Genomic DNA, 16,967 nt, shown 5'->3' on the forward strand with positions numbered 1-16,967 from the left:
CGGGCGCTGCGTTCGGCGGTGGCGTGGCGCGTGGCGCGGGCTTCCTCGATCTTGTGCGCGACGTGCTCGGTGCCGAAGGTCTGCTCTGCGGCCAGCCGGTTGTGCGCTCGGCAGAGGAGCCGAACGTTCTCGAGCGTGTCTGCGCCGCCGAGCGCGTGGCTGACGATGATCTACTGCTGCCGTGGCGGTTGACGGTTGGAGCGAGGAGGTCGATGCATCGGCGTTCTGCCGGACGTCCTCAGCGTGGTAGAGTAGGCCATGACCGCCAAGTTGCTGCCCGCCAACGCTGTCGCTCAACACGACCCAGTGGACGCAGCGTTCGAGAATGCGCCAGTGATCGAGCTCGACAACCCGGAGGAAGTCGCGCGCCTCTTGCGAGAGGCACGCGCGGAAGTGGAGGCTGGGGCGGAACTCATCCCCCACGCCGAAGTCATGCGAGGCGCGCGCGAACGCTTCAACAAGTGAAGCCATGGCAACTTCTCTGGGCACCAGCGGCGTTGCGCGACCTTCACGCGGTCCCTCATTGGCGCAGCGCCGAGCGCATTGATGAGGCCGTCCAGCGCCTAGCCGAGACCGGCGAAGGCCCGACGCGGCGCGCGGCGATTGAAGGACGACTTGAAGATATCCTGCTCGTGCCCCCGTACTTCGTCGTGCTGTCCCGTGTTCGTGAAGATCGAACTATCGTCGTGTGGCGCATCATTCGGTTCGCGTAGCTGGATCGAGCGCGCGCGACGAGCCCCAGCTCGGCAGTGAGGGCATCCCGAGCGATGTTCGAGCGGCGATCCTCACGAGCGCGCCGCGCGTGTCGAAGTCGAGGCGCTCCTTCCGCCCGAACTGAAGAGCGAGCTCATCGCAGAATGGCGTTGGTCGACGCGACGGTACGTACGGCGTCGAGTCGGATCGTCACGGAGTCGCTGTCTCAGTGCTCCAGTCTCGTCCCGGACGAGAGCCACATTCGAAGGCGTGTGAGCAGCGACAAGGCGTGTCGCAGCCCTTGCTAGGGGCTCACGTTCCGAAGGTTGCCGCGCTATGGTCGGGGCGGAGTCTCGCCGGAACACCGCCGATGGACCAAGCCACCCTCGAAGCGCTCAAGAAGGGTCATCCGGGTTGGAAGCTCCTCGCCGCCGACCACGCTCCGATGATCGTGAGCTTCCTCCACGCGACGTTCATTCACCCGAATGTACGCACGATGGCTCAGGGCGTCTTGATCGCCCGTCTCGACGACTGGCTCTACCAGGCGAGGCAGCGGGAGGGCGCCGATGCGTACCCTCGGTCCGCAGCACAGTATCTAGATACGTGGGCCGACGACGAGCACGCGTGGCTCCGCAAGTACTACCCGCCCGACGGCGACGAGCCGTGGTTCGACATGACGCCGGCAACAGAGAAGGCGATCGATTGGCTCGCGAGCCTGAAGCAGCGTCACTTCGTCGGAACCGAGTCTCGCCTCATGATGGTGTTCGAGCTGCTCCGGCAGATGACCGAGGGGACGGAGCTCGATCCGGCGACGCGCATCGCCGATCTCGAACGGCGCCGTGCGCAAGTCGACGCTGAGATTGCCGACGTGCGCGGCGGGAATCTGAGCTTGATGGACGGGGCGCAGGTCAAGGATCGCTTCCAGCAAATGGCGGCGACCGCGCGCGGCCTTCTCTCCGACTTCCGGGAGGTGGAGCAGAACTTCCGTGATCTCGACCGCGGCCTTCGGGAGCGTATCGCAACATGGGGGGGATCGAAGGGATCCCTGCTCGACGAGATTTTCGGGGAGCGCGACGCGATCCGCGACTCCGATCAGGGAGCGAGCTTGCGCGCGTTCTGGGACCTGCTCATGTCGCCGGAACGACAGGACGAGCTCTCCGCGATGCTCGAAAAGGTTTTCGCGCTCCCCGCTGTACGCGAGTTCGAGCCCGATCGCCGGCTCCTCCGGATCCATTATGACTGGCTCGAGGCCGGTGAGGTAACGCAGCGCACGGTCGCGCGCGTATCCGGACAGCTTCGGCGGTACCTTGATGACCAAGCCTGGCTCGAGAACCGACGGATCGGGCACGACATCAACCTGTTGAAGAAGCTCCTTCGGAAGGCCGGGCACGAGGTGGAGGATTCGTTCCCGCGCTACGGCGCCGCGTTTCGCCGTCGGTTCGGGATCGAGAACGAGCAAGCGCTCGACCTGTTCCACCAGACGGTGTCGATGAAGTCGGTGGGCAAGCACCTCACGACGAAGCATCCTCGCAAAGAGGTTGTCGCACGCGAGCTCAAATACTTTCGGAAGCACAAGAAGCGAATGCGCTACGCCGAGCTCAAGACGCGGGGATTCATGATCGGCTCGGGAGTCGTCGAAGCCGCCTGCAAAACGCTCGTCACTCAGCGCCTCAAGCAAAGTGGAATGCGATGGAGTGTGCCGGGCGCGCAGGCGATCCTCACGCCCCGTGGCTGGGACCAAAGCGAGCGCTTCGATAAGGCGTGGGCCCTCGTCGCTGCGACCTTTCACGCGGAGGTCACCTTGCTCGCGAACGTCATCGCCCTCAAGCCGCAAAGTGCTCCGCCGAAACCGCGGGTGAAGGCGTCACGATGAGGTCTACACCCTGTCCGAACTGTGGCAAGGACGCGGGGGCATTCCTCGAAGGCGACGTGCCGTTCTGGCGCTGCAAGAACGGACACGTCACAAGCGGCACGCTCCTGCGCCCGCCATCGAAGTGCTCATCCTGCACAGAGACCGATCTGGACGTCCGCGCCTGGCACATGAAGGACTGCGTCTGCCTCGAATGCGGCAAGTCGTACTCGCCGGTGACGGGCGTCTTCGAGCAGCCCGAGTGGCTGAAGGAAGCTCTTGAACGCATCGCGGAAGCGACGATCCGCAAACGGGGGTGACGCCACTGCTTCTTCGCGAACACGCGTTCTGAACGCGGAGGCCCTTGAGCGTGGCGAGGCCGTTGTCGTCGCCCGAAGAGCCGCCTGACGCTCTGATCCCGCTTGGCACCCCTGCCGTCAGACAAGCCTTGCTGCGAAGCCAGCGGTCTGAGGCATGACGACCAGCCGGACTCGAATGACCTTCTTCACGTCAACGCCTTCGCCCGCGGTTCTCGGATAGACTCTCGCGCCGAGGCGAACGATGGGGGAAGACACACGCCGACTCCGCGAGCTTGTCGACTTTGGATCGATGGCGGACGTCCGTCGGCGACTCGACGAGTTGCGCGACGTCACCCGTCGCGCTGCCGAGTGGATTCAGGGCAACTGTGCTCGCGACGAGCGAAACCTCTTCCTCCACAATCTCGTGGCGGCGGCGCTGCCGTACCTTGACGTGGCGGCTAGGGAGTCGGAAGGCCCCACTCAAGTGCTCGCGTTCTGCACCCGCAGCATCTTCGAATTGGAGCTTAGGGCTCATCACCTGCTTCATGTCCCCGATGGCCTAGAAGGATGGAAGGCGGAGTTCCTGCGCGACAGCATCGAGATCCTCGAAGGCCTTCTCACTCTGCGGCAACCCGAATCCGAGTCGCACGCGAAGGTCCTCGAAGTTGAACTCCAGAGGCTCCGAACCCTCGGCACTGCACACGGCGTGAAGAGCGACGGCAAGCTGCTTGGAGCTGGGGACCTCGCGCGAGCCGTGGGGCGTCGAGACGAATACGTCGGGATGTTCAAGCTGTACTCGAAACTCGTCCACCCAACCGCGTACAGCGTGAACAAGCCCGCGACCGACGTGCAGGGCGGTGACGTGCGGAACGTGTTGCTCGTACAGCTGCAACTGTACGCATGGTCCCTCCTCGGTCGAGTTGGTGCAGCCGCTGGGATCCCTGACGAGTTGATGGCGCAGAAGTAGTTGGTCGCGTCATCCACGGGAGAGAGCAGGCCATTGGCGGTCCACTCGGAGCCGCACGCGGTCGCCCTCGATCTCGAAAGGCAGGATGCCCAGATCCAAGCCGGACCCGGCGAGGCCTGCGCGGAACCATTCGAGGGGAGACCGCCCCTGATGTTCGAGAAGCGGGTGCAGCTTCGGAGTCAGCAACCACATCCTGACGCGATCTGCCTTGCGAACGGCGTCGATAGCAGGCCCACCGCCGCCCACGGCCCTTCCTCCAAAGTCCCCGATTCGAATTCGATGCAGGAGCCGTGAGTACCAGAGCGCTTCGGGCAGGATGCCGAGCTTCACGTTGTTGGCGATCTTGAGCTCGAACAGGTGGACGGTCCGACCGTCGACCGCGACGGCCCACAGATCGATCTGGCTCTTTCCGCCAGGGCTCCACCGGCTCGCTCTGCCGATTGTGCCGTCGAAGATGCCCACTGGAAGCTGCCGCCTGAACTCGTCCACGGTGTCGATCTTCGCGAACTCGTCCACGACGTGGGATTGCGAGGTGAACGCACACTCCAACGCATGCTCGTCGTCTATGCCCGCCGGAGGCGCGCCCCCATCACGCACGACTGCGGCCTCGTTCACGAACGGCTGTTGCGGCCAGGGGACCGCGAATCTTGGCGCGCACGTGAAGCGGTCGCCGAGCAGGCTCTCGAACTCGTGGAGGAGGAAGAGCGAGCGTCTCACGTGTTCGCCCGCTGGTAGCTCGCCGACCACCTCGACGCGCGCTCGTATCTTGCCGGCCCCGACGAGCTCGAACTGCTCGAACCACCACGCGAGGCAGACGGCGAACGACGGAACGGCGGCAGCGTCGCTCTGGAGGTTGAGCGCTAGGTCTGCGGCCGGCATCGCCGCCACCACGACGGGACTTGGACCGGCCTCGACGCGCCACCGCGCGCTGCTCGGGACACGGATGCGGCGTCCCAACCGTCGTCCGAGACCATCCAGAGCCGCGTCCAAGGAGATCCCACTCATCGTTCCGTTCCCGGAGTCAGCAAGTATCGGGCACAGACGTAGTCGGCCCACTCGGCCGACCAGACTGCCTTCAAAGCACGACCAGCTTCGACCATCCGGCTCGCCGGTACGCGGAAGAGCGTCTCGGCATCGGCGACGGCCGCGCGGTACTGCTCCCAGTGGGGGACGACGTCGGGGTTGTCGTCGTGATGAACGAGGCCGAGCCGCGCGAAGTCGAAGCGGCGCTGCTGGACGAGGCCCAGCGCCAGTGCGTGGTTTCGCATCGGCTGTTGGAGATCGAAGGCGAACGGACAAGGGCCACTCTGGTCGACGCCCGGGAACGCGGAGGTGACGGAGCCGTGTGCACTAGCGAAGATCTCCCAGTAGCGACGATCGCGACGCGCACGAACCGGGCGGGTCAGGTAGCACGCAGTCGGCTCCGCGAGGAACGCGCGTGCGGAGCCGCAGACCTCGGGGCGTCGGTTCCCCGAGCTCGTACGCCCGTTGCACCGCGAGAACCCGTCCTCGGTCAGCTTGACCTCGATGAGGACGATCCCGCGCCGACCGAGCGAGTCTCGAACCTCGATGCCGACGTCAGACGAGGTCCATGCCTCATCGCTTCCTGGCGGATCCGTGCGCGTCTCCGCGAGGATCTCGGTCGGTCCGTATTCGAACGCGATCCGCTCGATCTGAAGGTCGAGGTTCGTGGCTCGCGACAAGAGTGCGGCGAGAGGAGCGGGGTTCTGGAAGCGAAAAGGGAGGAAGAGGTTGAACCCGAACGCCATCGACGAGTTCACCGCGGCGGCGTGACTGTGAAGGCGGACCCCATCGTCGCGAGCGACGCGCTCGGCGTGGCCTGCCAACGACGGGAAGATGCCGTCGGTCCAGAGGTCGAACATCGGCGCGGCAGCCCCGGTCGCAAGGCCCTCTCTCCGCGCGCGGTCCTCACGTGCGTGGCGCAAAATAGCCTCCGCGAACGGCGTCCTACGGAAGGTGCTGCCGGAACCCACGGTTTGGCCAGGATACGCCTTCGACGGAGCCCGTGAGGCTCCTCTGGGGCGACTTTGCCGGCGTGCGGTCGTCACGTCTTCTAGTGGTCGCGCCGTCGCCGGCCCGCCTTGCGACGGGCGTGCGACGCTCCGCACAAAGCAACGGGACCGCGGTTTTTCCGCGGTCCCGTGGTGGAGGCGCCGGGAATCGAATCGTGGGAGCGGCGACCGAAGGGGACCCAACGGGCGCAAACGGCGGGATCGGCGACGATGCGAGGGCGCCGATTGGTCCCGTTGGCGACCGTTCGATACCTGTCGAAGACGATTCGGGGACGATTCGAGAGAACCCTCGTCGCGTACTCATCGCGGCGCTCGCAACGGCGGTGCGCGCAGGGGCGGCAAGCGGGGACTCCGCCCTCGTGCAGATCGCCGTACGAACCCTCGCAGAGATCACGAATGCGAACGGCTGCGGTGTGACGGTGATCGAGCTGGACGACGTGCGCTCGTAGGTTTCGGCGTTCGCCTCGATGAAGCGGCTTGATGCGATTCGAGCGCGTCCAAGCACTGTCGTGCGACCACCTCGGCGAACGTACAGGGAAGAGCGTTCCCGATCATCTCGCACGCGTAGTCGATGAACGGCGTGTCGAATACATAGGACGGCGGGAATGTCTGGATGAGTGCCGCTTCGCGGACGGAGATCGTGCGAGGTTGGGTCGGATGCCCGAAACGCCCCTTGCTGAACGTTGTGCAGCCTCCGGTGATCGTGACGGATGGTTCGTCCCACTTCAGCCGGCCATACGCGCTCCGAAAGCCGATCTTGCGAACCGCATCTTGGTGACACGCAGGTCGGAGGCGTTTCGGGATGCTCGACCAGACGCGGCCAGGTTTTGCGTGCGCCATCCGTCGCACGTTCTGCGGCGACATCGTCCGCGTTACGTGCCAGTCGAACCGTGCTGGGCCGCCCTTCTTCTGGGCTTCGGCGAGCGTGATCGGGCGAGGGTGTTGGGCACCGATGGCGTCGCGCAGGGATCGCCACTTCGGCAGGCCCTCTGCACCTGTTCGTGAATGCGTCGCGGACGGGAGCGGGATCTCGAAACCGAGACCAGCGAGGAGAACAAGACGGCGACGACGTTGCGGCACACCGTAGTCGGCGACTTGAAGGACGTCGAACGTGACTCGATACCCGAGATCCTCGAGCGCCCGGACTAGGGCATTCAGACGTCGCTTCCCTTTCTGAGCAAGCCCTGGAACGTTCTCCATCATCACGACGCGTGGCCGCACTTCGCCGATCAGTCGGGTCATCTCGGCGACCAGCGCATTCCGCGGATCGCTGCGTTTCCACTTTGCGGTCAGGCTCGAGAATCCCTGGCAGGGAGGGCATCCCGCGAGGAGGTCGACACCATCGTCAGCGTGTCCGAGAAGGCTGGCACCATCGACGGTTCGGATGTCCTGACGGTACGCGTGGACCTCTGGATGGTTCGTCTTGTACGTCGCAAAGGCGTGAGGTTCGAGCTCCACGCCAGCGACGACCTGAAAGCCAGCCGCCTTCAGTCCAACGGTCAAACCGCCACACCCGCAGAAGAGGTCAATCGCCCGACGTGTTCTATTCGTCTTTTGCGGCATTCTTCTTCTGCTTCTCGGCTTCACGAAGGAAGTCCTCATGCATCTTGCGTGTTCGGAGCAAGAACGTGGTCCAGTTGATCTGCGTTAGGATTCCATCCTTCTTCAACCCATCGAACGCCTTTCGCGAGACGCTCGAGAGGGCCACGCCGTCGCAGACCAGCGTGATGTGGAATCCGACGTACTGGGTCTTGAAGGTTGGGTTGGCGTCGAGAAACTCAGTCATCAGATCGACGTAGACGTTGAGTCGGCCGAAGTCGTCGTCGCCGATCTTGTAGGAGGGGCGTTTGATCTCGATGATCTGCACGGTGCCCTCGTAGGGCTCCATCACGAAGTCAGCGCGCTTGTTTGCTGCCGACATCGGCGTCAGGTCGAGATCCTGCCCGGTCTTCTTCTTGTAGAGCTTCCTGAACTCTTCGCGGAGCGTGGCAAACGTCTGGTTGGAAACGATCGGTGACCACTGCGGGTTCACGAGCCAGGGCGCATGCGTGATCAGCTCCTGCATCGCCGCCTCCAAGGTCTCGCTGTCGTCCTTCAGCTCTTCGACGCGTGTGATCACCCGGACACGCTCGTCCGCGATGAGACCGAAAGCTGAGAGTTCGGCGATGCGTGCGGTCTTCAGGATCTGACTCACGACCGCCAGCGGCGAGTCGACATCCTCCGCGGCCTCGCGGAGTTTCTCGTTCAAGGTCACGTGAGGTGCAAGGTTCATCGTGAGCTGTACGAGCGACTTCACGTGGTCGGAATCATCGAGCTCATCGTGGCGGAGGTTCTGCGCCATCAACTTCGCGAGTCCGAGCGCTCCGTCCCGAATCGGGGCCTGGTCGGAGCCAGGAAACGCACGATCGATCTTCTGTTCGATCTTCGACACCTCAAGGAAGAGATCCCACGTCCGCTTCTTCATCGGGTTGCGGGCGATTCGCCCGAGCTGTACGACGAGGCGCTGGCCCCACTCCTCGAGCGCGCGGCCGAGTTCATGCGACCAGAGGATGTCTCGGCGATCCGTCTGGATCAGGTCTTCCTCTTCATCCAGCCAGTCGGTGTGCAACTCGCCGACGAGATAAGACCGAATGTCGTGCTCTCCGGTGAAGCCTGCCTTCCGGTTGAAGATGCTCGTCTGCGAAGCGATCTTCCCGCGGCAGTAGATGCGGACGCCGGCCATCAGGTCGTCCTTGTAGGGATGCTTCGAGTATCCGAGCCAACCCGTGATCGGGTAGAAGCGGTTGTCGAGCGCGACGCCTGCGGGGATGTCTTCGCGCACCTTTCCGTCTGCGCCCTTCGTGACGTACGAGGGCTCCTGCCCGGCACGCTTTGCAGGTCGCTGCTCGAAGAAGAGCGCCGTGTCCTCCATCAGTTCGACGTCGAAGGAACCGACGACACGCTCACGATCTGCGTGTGATGTGGTCTTCGTATTGTCGATGAGCGCGATCTTCCAGCTTGCTTGCTGGATTCCAAACCGTTGCGAAACCTGGCGCGCGAAGTCCTCGATGTCTGGGACGTGTCGATGAGCGAAGTTGCGCAGAATGAGCTTGGTGCCACGCGTCGGGCTGATCAGTCCGTCTCGGTCGCCGGCGCGAGGGTGATAGTCGTCGTCGGTGTCTTTCAGGATCCGATTCTTCTCGAGGAAGAGATGAGCGGTCACGTAGCCGGTGCTCTTCTTGCCGCGGAGATCGTGCCCGGATGTTTTCTCGCCGCCTGCCGTAATGAGCTCGATCGACTGACAGATTCCGAAGGGCGCGAGTTTTCCAACCCCCTTTCGGCCCATGACTTTGCGTCCGAGCTCTTTGGAAACGTCGCCCCGTTTCGGATCGAGGCGCCGCTCGCGACCGACGCGCAAGTAGAAGTCGTTCACCTCGTCCGGCGTCATTCCGATGCCGTCGTCCTCGATGACGATCTCGAAGCCCTTGTCTCGCAGCTCGTCGCCGACCTTGTTCGCGAGCAACTCACCCATCGGTGCTTCGACCCGCACGCTCCGCGCGTCTGCGTCGTAGCTGTTGGCGATGAGCTCTGCGATGACGGCGGACACGCGATCGTAGAGCTTCACGCCGAGCTTGTCGACGGTGAGCCGGGAGATCGTCATCGTGTACTTGTGCGCCACCAGGACCACCTGCCGAGCCACGAATGCGTGAGCGGTTACATCCTCACGGATGATGGAGAGGCGGCAGAATAACCTGAGCTACGGAGCAAGACCAGAGCGTCGGCGCGGGAATCTTCCGTGAAGCTGCGCACGTAGACGCTGGCGAAGACGTGCTTCGTCCTTGACCCGGCACTCCCAAACGACGACGACGAGGAATCCAAGGTCACGCAGCGCACGAATGGCTCGACGGTCGCGTCGTCGGTTCCGCTCGAACTTGGCCTCCCAGAGCGACTGGTTCCGACGAGGGATGGTGGCGCGTCGGCATGAGTGCCGGTGCCAGAAGCACCCGTGAACGAAGATGGCCCAGCGTCTCGTGCGATTCGCGAGGTCGGGAGAGCCGGGGAGATCCTGGTTCTGCGTGCGATAGGTCCCGCCGAGTTCACGAACGACCTTGCGGACGACGAGCTCGGGAGTCGACCCGGACCGTCTGACGCGCGACATGCGCACCGTGGTTGACGGAGCCGGATCCCAGACGGAAGGGAGGCGCATCGCTCCAGAGGTAGTCTCGTTCATCCTCGCCGGCGACGGGCGCGGTGTGCGAGAGTTCAACCTCTTCATCTCTTCTGTCCGCTTGGCCGAGAACGATGGCGACTACCAAGAGAGGCGCGAGGCAAACGAGAACGGCGAGATCGACCGCCGACGAGAGCAACGCTCCGGGTCCCACGAGAGGATGGCGTGTTCATCCGCAGCCGGTTGAGCCTAGCAAACTGACCGGCGACGAACGGTGGCTCCTCGAGATCGACCGGAAGGCGAGGGCCTACCGGCGTGGTGTGCATCCCGTCGTCTGGCGAGACCTTCTCGCGCGCCGACTCGAGCGCGATGGCGCATGGGCCGAAGGTGTGCCCCTGACCCGAGAGGCGGTACTCGCGTTGACGCTGCGCGTTCAGGAGTGGCTCGTGGACGAACCTGCATCTTTGGAGAGCGCGACGGCGGGGCGCGTGCTGCGGGAGTTGCACCGACTCGTCGAGGGAGCCGATCTCGCACGCAACGAGATCCTGCTCGACCTCGACGCCGCGCTGGGTGAGGAGCCCGAGGACCGCGTTCGGTTCATGCGTCTGCGTTTGCGGCGGCGCCTCGGGACGAAGGCGTCGAACGCTACGGACGAGATGATCGCCGCTGCGCTTGCTGGGTGGTCGCCAGCGAAGGCGGGCGAGGCATCGCATCCGCGATGGAAGCCAGTCGTCGACCTCCTGCGAACTCTCGGCTTCGTCGAGGTGGACGTGAAGACGATCCCGCGGCGGTGGCGCGCCTTGATGACCAAACGAAGACAGACCCCGGCACGCTGAGATCCGCCCTCCCCGGCGATCCTGGCGCCGTCCCCGGCGAATCGATGTCAGCTCCACGGAGCCGTCGTCCTGAGTCAGCTTTCTCGCATGGCGAAACGGCGACAAGAGACGGCGAGCAGGGGAGCGACGACACGCGAGGGGGTCAAGGCGAAGTCGATGGGGCGAGAGGTCCGAGTGATTCTTGAACCTCTCGCGGCGCTCGTCGGAAAGTTCGTGGCAGGCGAACTCCGCGCGATGACGGCTGGCACCGAATCGTCGCGGTACTACACGGCGCAGACGAGTCCACTCCCGCGCAAGGCATTCTTGGCGGCGGCCCGCGCCGACTACTTCCCGAGCTTCGTCATCAAGCGACGCGTCTACGCGCTGCGCGACGACGTTCATCGGTTCATCGAGTCGCGACGGCGGACACCATCGGCGGTCCCTGCGGGAACGAGAACGGACGACGACGAGATCGGACGTCTCCTCGACGAGGCAAACCTCCGGCGTCGGAGGCAACGATGAAGCGCTGGAAGGTGCAGCGGGCGGGAGCCTGCCCGAGCGAGTACGATCCGCTGGTCGGCGAGCGACGCGCGGCGGGCGAGGGACGGGAGACGGCGAAGCGAAACGCCAGTGGTCGGCGAGGGAAGAAGCCATTGAAGGCGACCGCGAAGACGCGAGCTTCGCTGCGCACGATGACGGTCAGCGAGTTCGCGGAGCTGTTTCCGGTTCATTCTGCGACGTGGGAGCGCTTGCCCGGCCAGAGCGACGGCGACCTCGTTCAATCGTATCGCCCGTGGGACTGGTGGATCACGCTGACGTTCAGGCACGTCGTCAGCGGAGCGTTCGCGCTGTCGTTGCTGAAGGAGTGGGCGCAGGGTCTCGCTCGCGAGATGAAGACGCACCTGTCTCTCGCGGTCGGAATGGAGCTTCAGCAACGCGAGGCGCCGCACTTCCACGTGCTCCTTCACGTCCACCAGAACGCGGACCGCTTCGATCCGAAGCTCGCCGAGGAGCGGTGGCGCGATCTCAGCAAGCGGTGCGGGACGGTGAACAAGTTCGAGCCCTTCGATCCCGAGCGACGTGGCGGGGAGTACCTCACCAAGGATGGTGCGTGGGGCTTCCTCGTCGCGTGCCCGCGATGGTCGGCGTGTCGACGACGAGGCTGCGTCGTCGATCCCCACGCCTGGTGAAGCGATTCATCTCAGCATCGCCGCGCAGCGTGGAATGAGCCTGGCTCTCTACGATTCGTGCGCCGTGTTCGTCGTCGGTCCTCTTGTATGGGGATTGATCCGTCCTTCTTGGAGTGCATGCAGCGGGATGATCCTGTTGATGTCTCCCTCGGTGGGGCAGAGCGATCACCCTCGCTTGATCCGCGTGGCCGTCGCAGCTCGTGTCTTCTTCTTCGGCGGTCGCCCGCGACGAGGTTCAGGCAGTGCGGCCTTGCGAAAGAAGCGACCCGGCGAGACCTCCAGCGCACGAGCGAGGATGTCGAGCGTGACCAAGCCGAAGTCCATCCGCCCGCTTTCTGCTCGCTGGAGTTGACGCAGCTCCATGTCCGCGATCTCCGCAAGTGCCGCCTGCGTGAGTCCACGTCGCTGGCGAAGCGAGCGAAGGTTCGCGGCGACCTTCTGAAGGACATCTTCGCCGCGTGTTCGCGCCATCTTGAACGCGGTTACCTCTCGACGGACAGAGGTAAAACGACTGAACAGACGCAATGATTGACGTCATCTCATGCGCGTCCCTACGATCCCTCGATCGGCGATGAACACCGATTCGGGCGTGCGTGAGGAGGCGAGCGATGAGCATGAAGATCGGGCGATGCTTGATGGGGATGGCGGTTCTTTGCGCCATGGAGACCGGGTGCAAAGCTAAAGGTGTGACGTCCACCGCTGATGCAGGGGACCAAACCCCGACGAGCATCGTGAGCGCAGCGACACCGAAAACGGCGCCGCGAAAGCTCCCGCCCGATCCATCGCCCTACCTCTCGGCGAAAGCCTCGGAGGCGCCGGCGCTCGAGGCGGAGCTCGTAGCGGACAAGTCGTACACGACGATCTGGGACGAGAAGCATCTGGACGATCGCAACCTCGTCTTCAGCGCCATCTCCGAGCTCCTGATCACCGAGGAGCTTGAGAGCGATCGAGTCTTCATCCCGGAGAACCTCGTGAAGGAGCTCGAGCGGCGGAAGCTGATGAACATGGTCTTGAAGGTGAGCGCGATCATCCCGAGGACGGGCGCGCTCCCTGGCGACTTCGCTGCGAAGGCGAAGGGATCGATCTCGAGCCTGGCATCCGAGCCGCGTCACGGAGTCTGGTCGCCGAAGAAGGCGGGAACAGCTCCGATCGACTTCGCCGGACTCGCGTACTACCTCAACCCCGAAGACGCCGACTACATGCGCGAGTTCATCACCGCGCGAAGCGGCGGCCCGATAGGTTGGGAAAACTCCGCGAAGCCGGTACGACCGTATCTCGTTCGAGAACGAGCAGCCCTCGAGCGCCTTGCGTTGATCGGGACGCTCACGACGGACGAGGCGGCGCGACTCGCCGAGTTGAAGGCGTCGAAGCTCGGTGACGCTCCGCCCGAGGAGATCGATCTCGCGAAGCTACTGAAGGAGTACGGCAGCAACGAAGTTCGAGCCGATGACTCCTTCAAGGGACACGTCGTCGAGTTCGGCGGCGTCGCGGGTGCGCTCGAACGTGGCACCATCGGCGGGATCACCCTCGCGATCGGCACGGGTAAGGCGTTCGAGCATCCCCAAGTGCATTGTTTCTTCGAGCGAACGCAGACCGAGAAAGTGAAGGCGCTCAACAAGGGCGACCGCGTGCGCGTTCGCGGGAAGGTCGACGGGCTCGTGATGAACGTGATCATCCGGTACTGCGAGCTCGTCGAGTGACGAGGGCGGCGACGGCAACGGGCCTCTCGAGGCGTGTGGCGGATGGACGGTGCGGTCAGGGGTTTGGAGGCCACTTTCGGCTATTGAAAAGCAAGAGACCCGCGAGGAGGAGGGGCAAAGGAGGCAGCGAATGGACGCATCTGCGCCGAAGAAGAGGGCGGAGCCTCGAACTTCTCTCGAGTCCGCCCGTTCAGAAACCCGCGAGGTTGATGCCGGTCGTTCGTCGTCGCGGCTACCCCTGAGCGCACGATCTGGCAGTGGCCGCTTTGCGTCCGGGCTCCCAGCCTCGCACGCCGATCAGGGGCGCACGCGACGGTAGGACATCTGGCGCCCGCGGAAGTACGGAGCGAGTTCGCGGGCGGGCATCTCGCCGTTCATGATCGCGAGGCATTCCTCGACTTCGCGACGAAGCAGCTCCTCGCACGGGTACGAGCAGACGATCGACGTGGCGCGCATCGGGAGGATCTTCGTGCAGCCTCGCGCCCGACATCGCATGGGGTAGCCGCTCGCCGTACGAAGCGTGTAGCCGTGACCTGGATGAGCGCCAGCGGGATGAACGCGGGGACGACCACGGGGTCTCCGCATGATCACCTTGCACGCCTTCGGGATCGTGATCGACGTGCGCTCGCCCCGGTAGACCGCTTCGAGCTGTTCGCGCAGCGACTGCATGACGCCAGCGTAGCGTCGGCGCGCGTGACGTGGATGGCGCCGGGTGATGGCGCCACGCTGCGACGCCTCTCCGTGGTCCGCGGCGGAGGTCTCGGGACGCACTATCCTACATGGTGGGATACTTCGGAAAGCGCCGTTCGTGGTGGGACGCGTTTGGATCCCCTTTCCGGGCGCCAGGACGCCCCTGGAGCGCCCCGGATGCGGGAGGCGAGGGGGGACCTACCAACGCGAGGACGGGCGCGTCCTGGTGCGTTCTCCGACTCCCGAGGTTTTCCACACCCCGTGACGCCGTGTAACGACCGTGGGGTTGGAACACGGTGGGAAGAGGTGAAAGTCTTCATGTTGTAACAGATGAAAACAATCAACCATCCACGAAAACAGGCTGGCGACCCTGCGATCGGCGTCGCTCTGATGCGTGTCTCCACCGACGAACAGCACCTCGGACCGGAGGCGCAGCGCGCGGCGATCTCGAGCTGGGCAACCCGTGAGGGCGTGAACGTCATCGCCTGGCACCTGGAAGCGGGCGTTAGCGGCGCGACCCCGCTTGAACAGCGAACCATCCTCCTTCGCGCCATCGACGACCTGAAGATGCATCGCGCGGGTCACCTGGTGATCGCGAAGAGAGATCGGATTGGTCGCGATGTCGTCATCGTCGCGGCCATTGAGCGTCTCGTTGAGCGATGCGGGGCGCGCGTGTCGGCGGCCGACGGGACGAGCGCGGCCAACGGACCGGAGGGTCTTCTCCTTCGAGGGATCATCGACGTCTTCGCTCAATACGAACGGCTTCTGATTGCCTCACGGACACGCGCCGCTCTCGCCGCCAAGCGTGCGAGGGGTGAACGCGCTGGCGCCGTGCCCTTCGGCTTCGCGCTCGCCGACGACCGGCGCACCCTGGTTGACTGCCCGAAGGAGCGGCACGTCATCGAGTACGTGAGGAGGCGCCGTAGCGATGGCGTCAGCCTCCGGGCGATTGTCGCAGAGTGCGAGTTGAAGGGGTTCACCTCTCGCACGGGACGTCCGTTCGCCCTCCGGCAGGTTGCAGTCATGGCGAGGGAGGCGCGATGACGGCGAAGATCGACGTGCCCGATTCCGCTGCGTACTCTGGAACGCCGATGGCAGCGAAGAAGAAGGCGGCGAAGTTCAGCGAGATGATCGCAATCCGGGTTCTCCCCGAGGACTACGAGCGGCTGGATGTCCTCGCCGAACGTCTTCCGTTCGTCTCGAGGCACGCCCTCGCCCGCGCCGCGCTGAAGATCGGTCTCTCCGCCCTGGAGGACGACCCGAAGCGACTGCTCGACGAAGAGATGGTGACGACCCCAGCACGCAAGCGAGCCCCCATGGGGCGTGGGAGGGGTTAACTTGGCTCACCCCTACAGATGGTCCGGGTCACCTCTCCGAGTTGGCCAAGGATGGCGCCCGAGGACCGGCCTACGAAGAAGAACGCGTTTACCTCTTCGGAGCGCGTGAGATGCCGCGGAAGGCGACAGGGACCGTCGTTTGGGACAAGGATCATTACAAGGCGCGCATCACGCTCAAGGACGGGACGCGCCCGTACGTCCACTTCCGCCAAGATTTGAGCAAAGAGGAGGCGGAAGCGAAGGCGAAGGCCGCTTCGGAGCGTGCTCGTCGCGAGAATCGTGTGAAGGTGGCGCGCGGGGCCGAGCGCGATCTCACGTCGGACGAGAAGGTCGAGACGTGGTGCGAGCGGTGGCTTGCCGATCGCGAGTCGCGCGGTCTCGCCGATACGGACAACGTTCGCTGGTGCCTCGGTAAGTATGTGCTGAAGAAGTTCGGCGACGACGCCATGTCCGAGATCACGCGCGACGATGTCGAGTCGATCGTCGAAGACCTCGACCGGCTCATCGCGAACGGTGACATCGCGTGGAAGACGGCGGCGAACGCGTGGAGCGTGGTGACGACGATGTTCGCCGATGCCGTGAGCTCGAAGACGCGAGCGTTGCGAGTCCTCACGGTCAATCCATGTCTCAGTGTTCGAGGCCCCGACCGCGGCGGGAAGAAGGCGAAGAGCTACCTCTACCCGAACGAGCTCCTTCAGGTCGTCTCGTCGAAGGACGTGCCGCTCGCCGATCGACGCCTCATCGCGCTCGCGGTGTACCTCTTCGTTCGCCCTGGCGAGCTCGAGGCGCTCCAGTGGGAAGACGTCGATCTCGAACATCAGGTGGTGGACATCCACTCGTCGCTCGATCGGAAGAAGGGCGCGGTGACGACCACGAAGACGAAGACGCCACGTCGCAATCCGATCGAGCCGACGTTGATGCCGCTCCTCAAGGTGATGCACAAGCAGGCGGGTGGGACGGGGCGCGTCGCACCGCCGATGCTCGCGAAGCTGGCGCCGTTCCTTCATCGGTGTCTCGAGGCGGCGAAGGTGAAGCGCTCCGTCTTGTTCGCGAATACGAAGACGCAGAAGCGGATCACGTTCTACGACCTGCGTGCGACCGGCATCACGTGGATGGCGGTTCGAGGTGACAAGCCGCAGGTGATCAAGAGGAGGGCGGGGCACAACCGCTACGAGACGACCGAGGGCTACATCCGCGAGGCGGAGAACCTCGACCCTGCGACGTTCGGCACGCCGTTCCCGCCTCTT

At 64.4% G+C, this 16,967-nt stretch carries 17 protein-coding genes and 2 pseudogenes; 12 read left to right on the forward strand and 7 right to left on the reverse strand.

The features are described from left to right. Window positions 1-258 precede the first annotated feature (258 nt). The 5 genes and pseudogenes from KF837_03100 to KF837_03120 all read left to right on the forward strand — a co-directional run bounded on the left by KF837_03100 (window position 259) and on the right by KF837_03120 (window position 3,808). On the forward strand, window positions 259-465 hold the full coding sequence (locus tag KF837_03100; GenBank protein MBX3226268.1) for a hypothetical protein: 207 nt from the start codon (window positions 259-261) through the stop codon (window positions 463-465). After that, window positions 462-713 carry a hypothetical protein gene (locus KF837_03105; GenBank protein ID MBX3226269.1) on the forward strand — a complete coding sequence of 84 codons (252 nt, stop codon included), beginning with the start codon at window positions 462-464 and terminating at the stop codon, window positions 711-713. The genes KF837_03100 and KF837_03105 overlap by 4 nt, the downstream gene beginning before the upstream one ends. 350 nt (window positions 714-1,063) lie before the next feature. Further along, window positions 1,064-2,035 (forward strand): annotated as a pseudogene (locus tag KF837_03110) (DUF3375 domain-containing protein). Between the two features lie 587 nt (window positions 2,036-2,622). Beyond that, the gene (locus KF837_03115) at window positions 2,623-2,862 is read left to right on the forward strand and encodes a hypothetical protein (GenBank protein ID MBX3226270.1); all 240 of its coding nucleotides are present in this window, start codon (window positions 2,623-2,625) and stop codon (window positions 2,860-2,862) included. A 289-nt stretch (window positions 2,863-3,151) separates the two neighbouring features. Continuing rightward, on the forward strand, window positions 3,152-3,808 hold the full coding sequence (locus KF837_03120) for a hypothetical protein (GenBank protein MBX3226271.1): 657 nt from the start codon (window positions 3,152-3,154) through the stop codon (window positions 3,806-3,808). 9 nt (window positions 3,809-3,817) lie between these two features. On the opposite strand, the gene KF837_03125 is transcribed toward KF837_03120, so the two are convergent. From KF837_03125 to vsr, 5 genes are all read right to left on the reverse strand, one after another. Further along, window positions 3,818-4,699 (reverse strand): hypothetical protein, encoded by an 882-nt coding sequence (locus KF837_03125; GenBank protein ID MBX3226272.1) that lies wholly within the window; start codon window positions 4,697-4,699, stop codon window positions 3,818-3,820. 110 nt (window positions 4,700-4,809) lie between these two features. After that, window positions 4,810-5,691: a hypothetical protein gene (locus KF837_03130; GenBank protein ID MBX3226273.1), complete on the reverse strand. Its 882-nt coding sequence runs from the start codon at window positions 5,689-5,691 to the stop codon at window positions 4,810-4,812. Window positions 5,692-6,231: 540 nt separating this feature from the next. Then, entirely contained in the window at window positions 6,232-7,344 is a 1,113-nt protein-coding gene (locus KF837_03135) for a DNA cytosine methyltransferase (protein MBX3226274.1), read from the reverse strand. A 40-nt stretch (window positions 7,345-7,384) separates the two neighbouring features. Then, complete coding sequence (locus KF837_03140; GenBank protein ID MBX3226275.1) at window positions 7,385-9,499, reverse strand: ATP-binding protein; 2,115 nt, start codon at window positions 9,497-9,499, stop codon at window positions 7,385-7,387. 78 nt (window positions 9,500-9,577) lie between these two features. Further along, entirely contained in the window at window positions 9,578-10,051 is a 474-nt protein-coding gene (vsr, locus tag KF837_03145) for a DNA mismatch endonuclease Vsr (protein MBX3226276.1), read from the reverse strand. 257 nt (window positions 10,052-10,308) lie between these two features. On the opposite strand from vsr, the gene KF837_03150 reads away from it, so the two are divergent. The 3 genes from KF837_03150 to KF837_03160 all read left to right on the forward strand — a co-directional run bounded on the left by KF837_03150 (window position 10,309) and on the right by KF837_03160 (window position 11,993). Then, on the forward strand, window positions 10,309-10,824 hold the full coding sequence (locus KF837_03150) for a hypothetical protein (GenBank protein ID MBX3226277.1): 516 nt from the start codon (window positions 10,309-10,311) through the stop codon (window positions 10,822-10,824). Window positions 10,825-10,911: 87 nt separating this feature from the next. Beyond that, complete coding sequence (locus KF837_03155; GenBank protein ID MBX3226278.1) at window positions 10,912-11,325, forward strand: hypothetical protein; 414 nt, start codon at window positions 10,912-10,914, stop codon at window positions 11,323-11,325. After that, the gene (locus tag KF837_03160) at window positions 11,322-11,993 is read left to right on the forward strand and encodes a hypothetical protein (protein ID MBX3226279.1); all 672 of its coding nucleotides are present in this window, start codon (window positions 11,322-11,324) and stop codon (window positions 11,991-11,993) included. The genes KF837_03155 and KF837_03160 overlap by 4 nt, the downstream gene beginning before the upstream one ends. 165 nt (window positions 11,994-12,158) lie before the next feature. Here KF837_03160 and KF837_03165 read toward each other — a convergent pair whose 3' ends face one another. Next, entirely contained in the window at window positions 12,159-12,464 is a 306-nt protein-coding gene (locus KF837_03165; protein MBX3226280.1) for a helix-turn-helix transcriptional regulator, read from the reverse strand. A 260-nt stretch (window positions 12,465-12,724) separates the two neighbouring features. Between KF837_03165 and KF837_03170 the strand changes: the two genes are divergently transcribed. Continuing rightward, the gene (locus KF837_03170) at window positions 12,725-13,693 is read left to right on the forward strand and encodes a hypothetical protein (protein MBX3226281.1); all 969 of its coding nucleotides are present in this window, start codon (window positions 12,725-12,727) and stop codon (window positions 13,691-13,693) included. A gap of 297 nt (window positions 13,694-13,990) precedes the next feature. Here KF837_03170 and KF837_03175 read toward each other — a convergent pair whose 3' ends face one another. Further along, window positions 13,991-14,149 carry a hypothetical protein gene (locus KF837_03175; protein MBX3226282.1) on the reverse strand — a complete coding sequence of 53 codons (159 nt, stop codon included), beginning with the start codon at window positions 14,147-14,149 and terminating at the stop codon, window positions 13,991-13,993. Between the two features lie 564 nt (window positions 14,150-14,713). On the opposite strand from KF837_03175, the gene KF837_03180 reads away from it, so the two are divergent. The 3 genes and pseudogenes from KF837_03180 (at window position 14,714) to KF837_03190 (ending at window position 16,922) form a co-directional block, all read left to right on the forward strand. Beyond that, window positions 14,714-15,427 (forward strand): recombinase family protein, encoded by a 714-nt coding sequence (locus tag KF837_03180; GenBank protein ID MBX3226283.1) that lies wholly within the window; start codon window positions 14,714-14,716, stop codon window positions 15,425-15,427. Continuing rightward, window positions 15,424-15,720: a ribbon-helix-helix protein, CopG family gene (locus tag KF837_03185; protein ID MBX3226284.1), complete on the forward strand. Its 297-nt coding sequence runs from the start codon at window positions 15,424-15,426 to the stop codon at window positions 15,718-15,720. Before KF837_03180 ends, KF837_03185 begins: the two co-directional genes overlap by 4 nt. A gap of 110 nt (window positions 15,721-15,830) precedes the next feature. Beyond that, window positions 15,831-16,922, forward strand: a pseudogene (locus KF837_03190) (tyrosine-type recombinase/integrase). Window positions 16,923-16,967 lie beyond the last annotated feature (45 nt).

The sequence above is a fragment of the Labilithrix sp. genome, assembly GCA_019637155.1.
Taxonomy (GTDB): domain Bacteria; phylum Myxococcota_A; class Polyangia; order Polyangiales; family Polyangiaceae; genus Labilithrix.

Bases quoted from the DNA above. Each gene is read 5' to 3' on its own strand.
- KF837_03100 (MBX3226268.1), top strand. From the start codon at position 259: ATGACCGCCAAGTTGCTGCCCGCCAACGCTGTCGCTCAACACGACCCA.
- KF837_03120 (MBX3226271.1), top strand. From the start codon at position 3,152: ATGGCGGACGTCCGTCGGCGACTCGACGAGTTGCGCGACGTCACCCGT.
- KF837_03130 (MBX3226273.1), bottom strand. From the start codon at position 5,691: ATGTTCGACCTCTGGACCGACGGCATCTTCCCGTCGTTGGCAGGCCAC.
- vsr (MBX3226276.1), bottom strand. From the start codon at position 10,051: ATGAACGAGACTACCTCTGGAGCGATGCGCCTCCCTTCCGTCTGGGAT.
- KF837_03155 (MBX3226278.1), top strand. From the start codon at position 10,912: ATGGCGAAACGGCGACAAGAGACGGCGAGCAGGGGAGCGACGACACGC.
- KF837_03160 (MBX3226279.1), top strand. From the start codon at position 11,322: ATGAAGCGCTGGAAGGTGCAGCGGGCGGGAGCCTGCCCGAGCGAGTAC.
- KF837_03165 (MBX3226280.1), bottom strand. From the start codon at position 12,464: ATGGCGCGAACACGCGGCGAAGATGTCCTTCAGAAGGTCGCCGCGAAC.
- KF837_03175 (MBX3226282.1), bottom strand. From the start codon at position 14,149: ATGCGCGCCACGTCGATCGTCTGCTCGTACCCGTGCGAGGAGCTGCTT.
- KF837_03180 (MBX3226283.1), top strand. From the start codon at position 14,714: ATGAAAACAATCAACCATCCACGAAAACAGGCTGGCGACCCTGCGATC.
- KF837_03185 (MBX3226284.1), top strand. From the start codon at position 15,424: ATGACGGCGAAGATCGACGTGCCCGATTCCGCTGCGTACTCTGGAACG.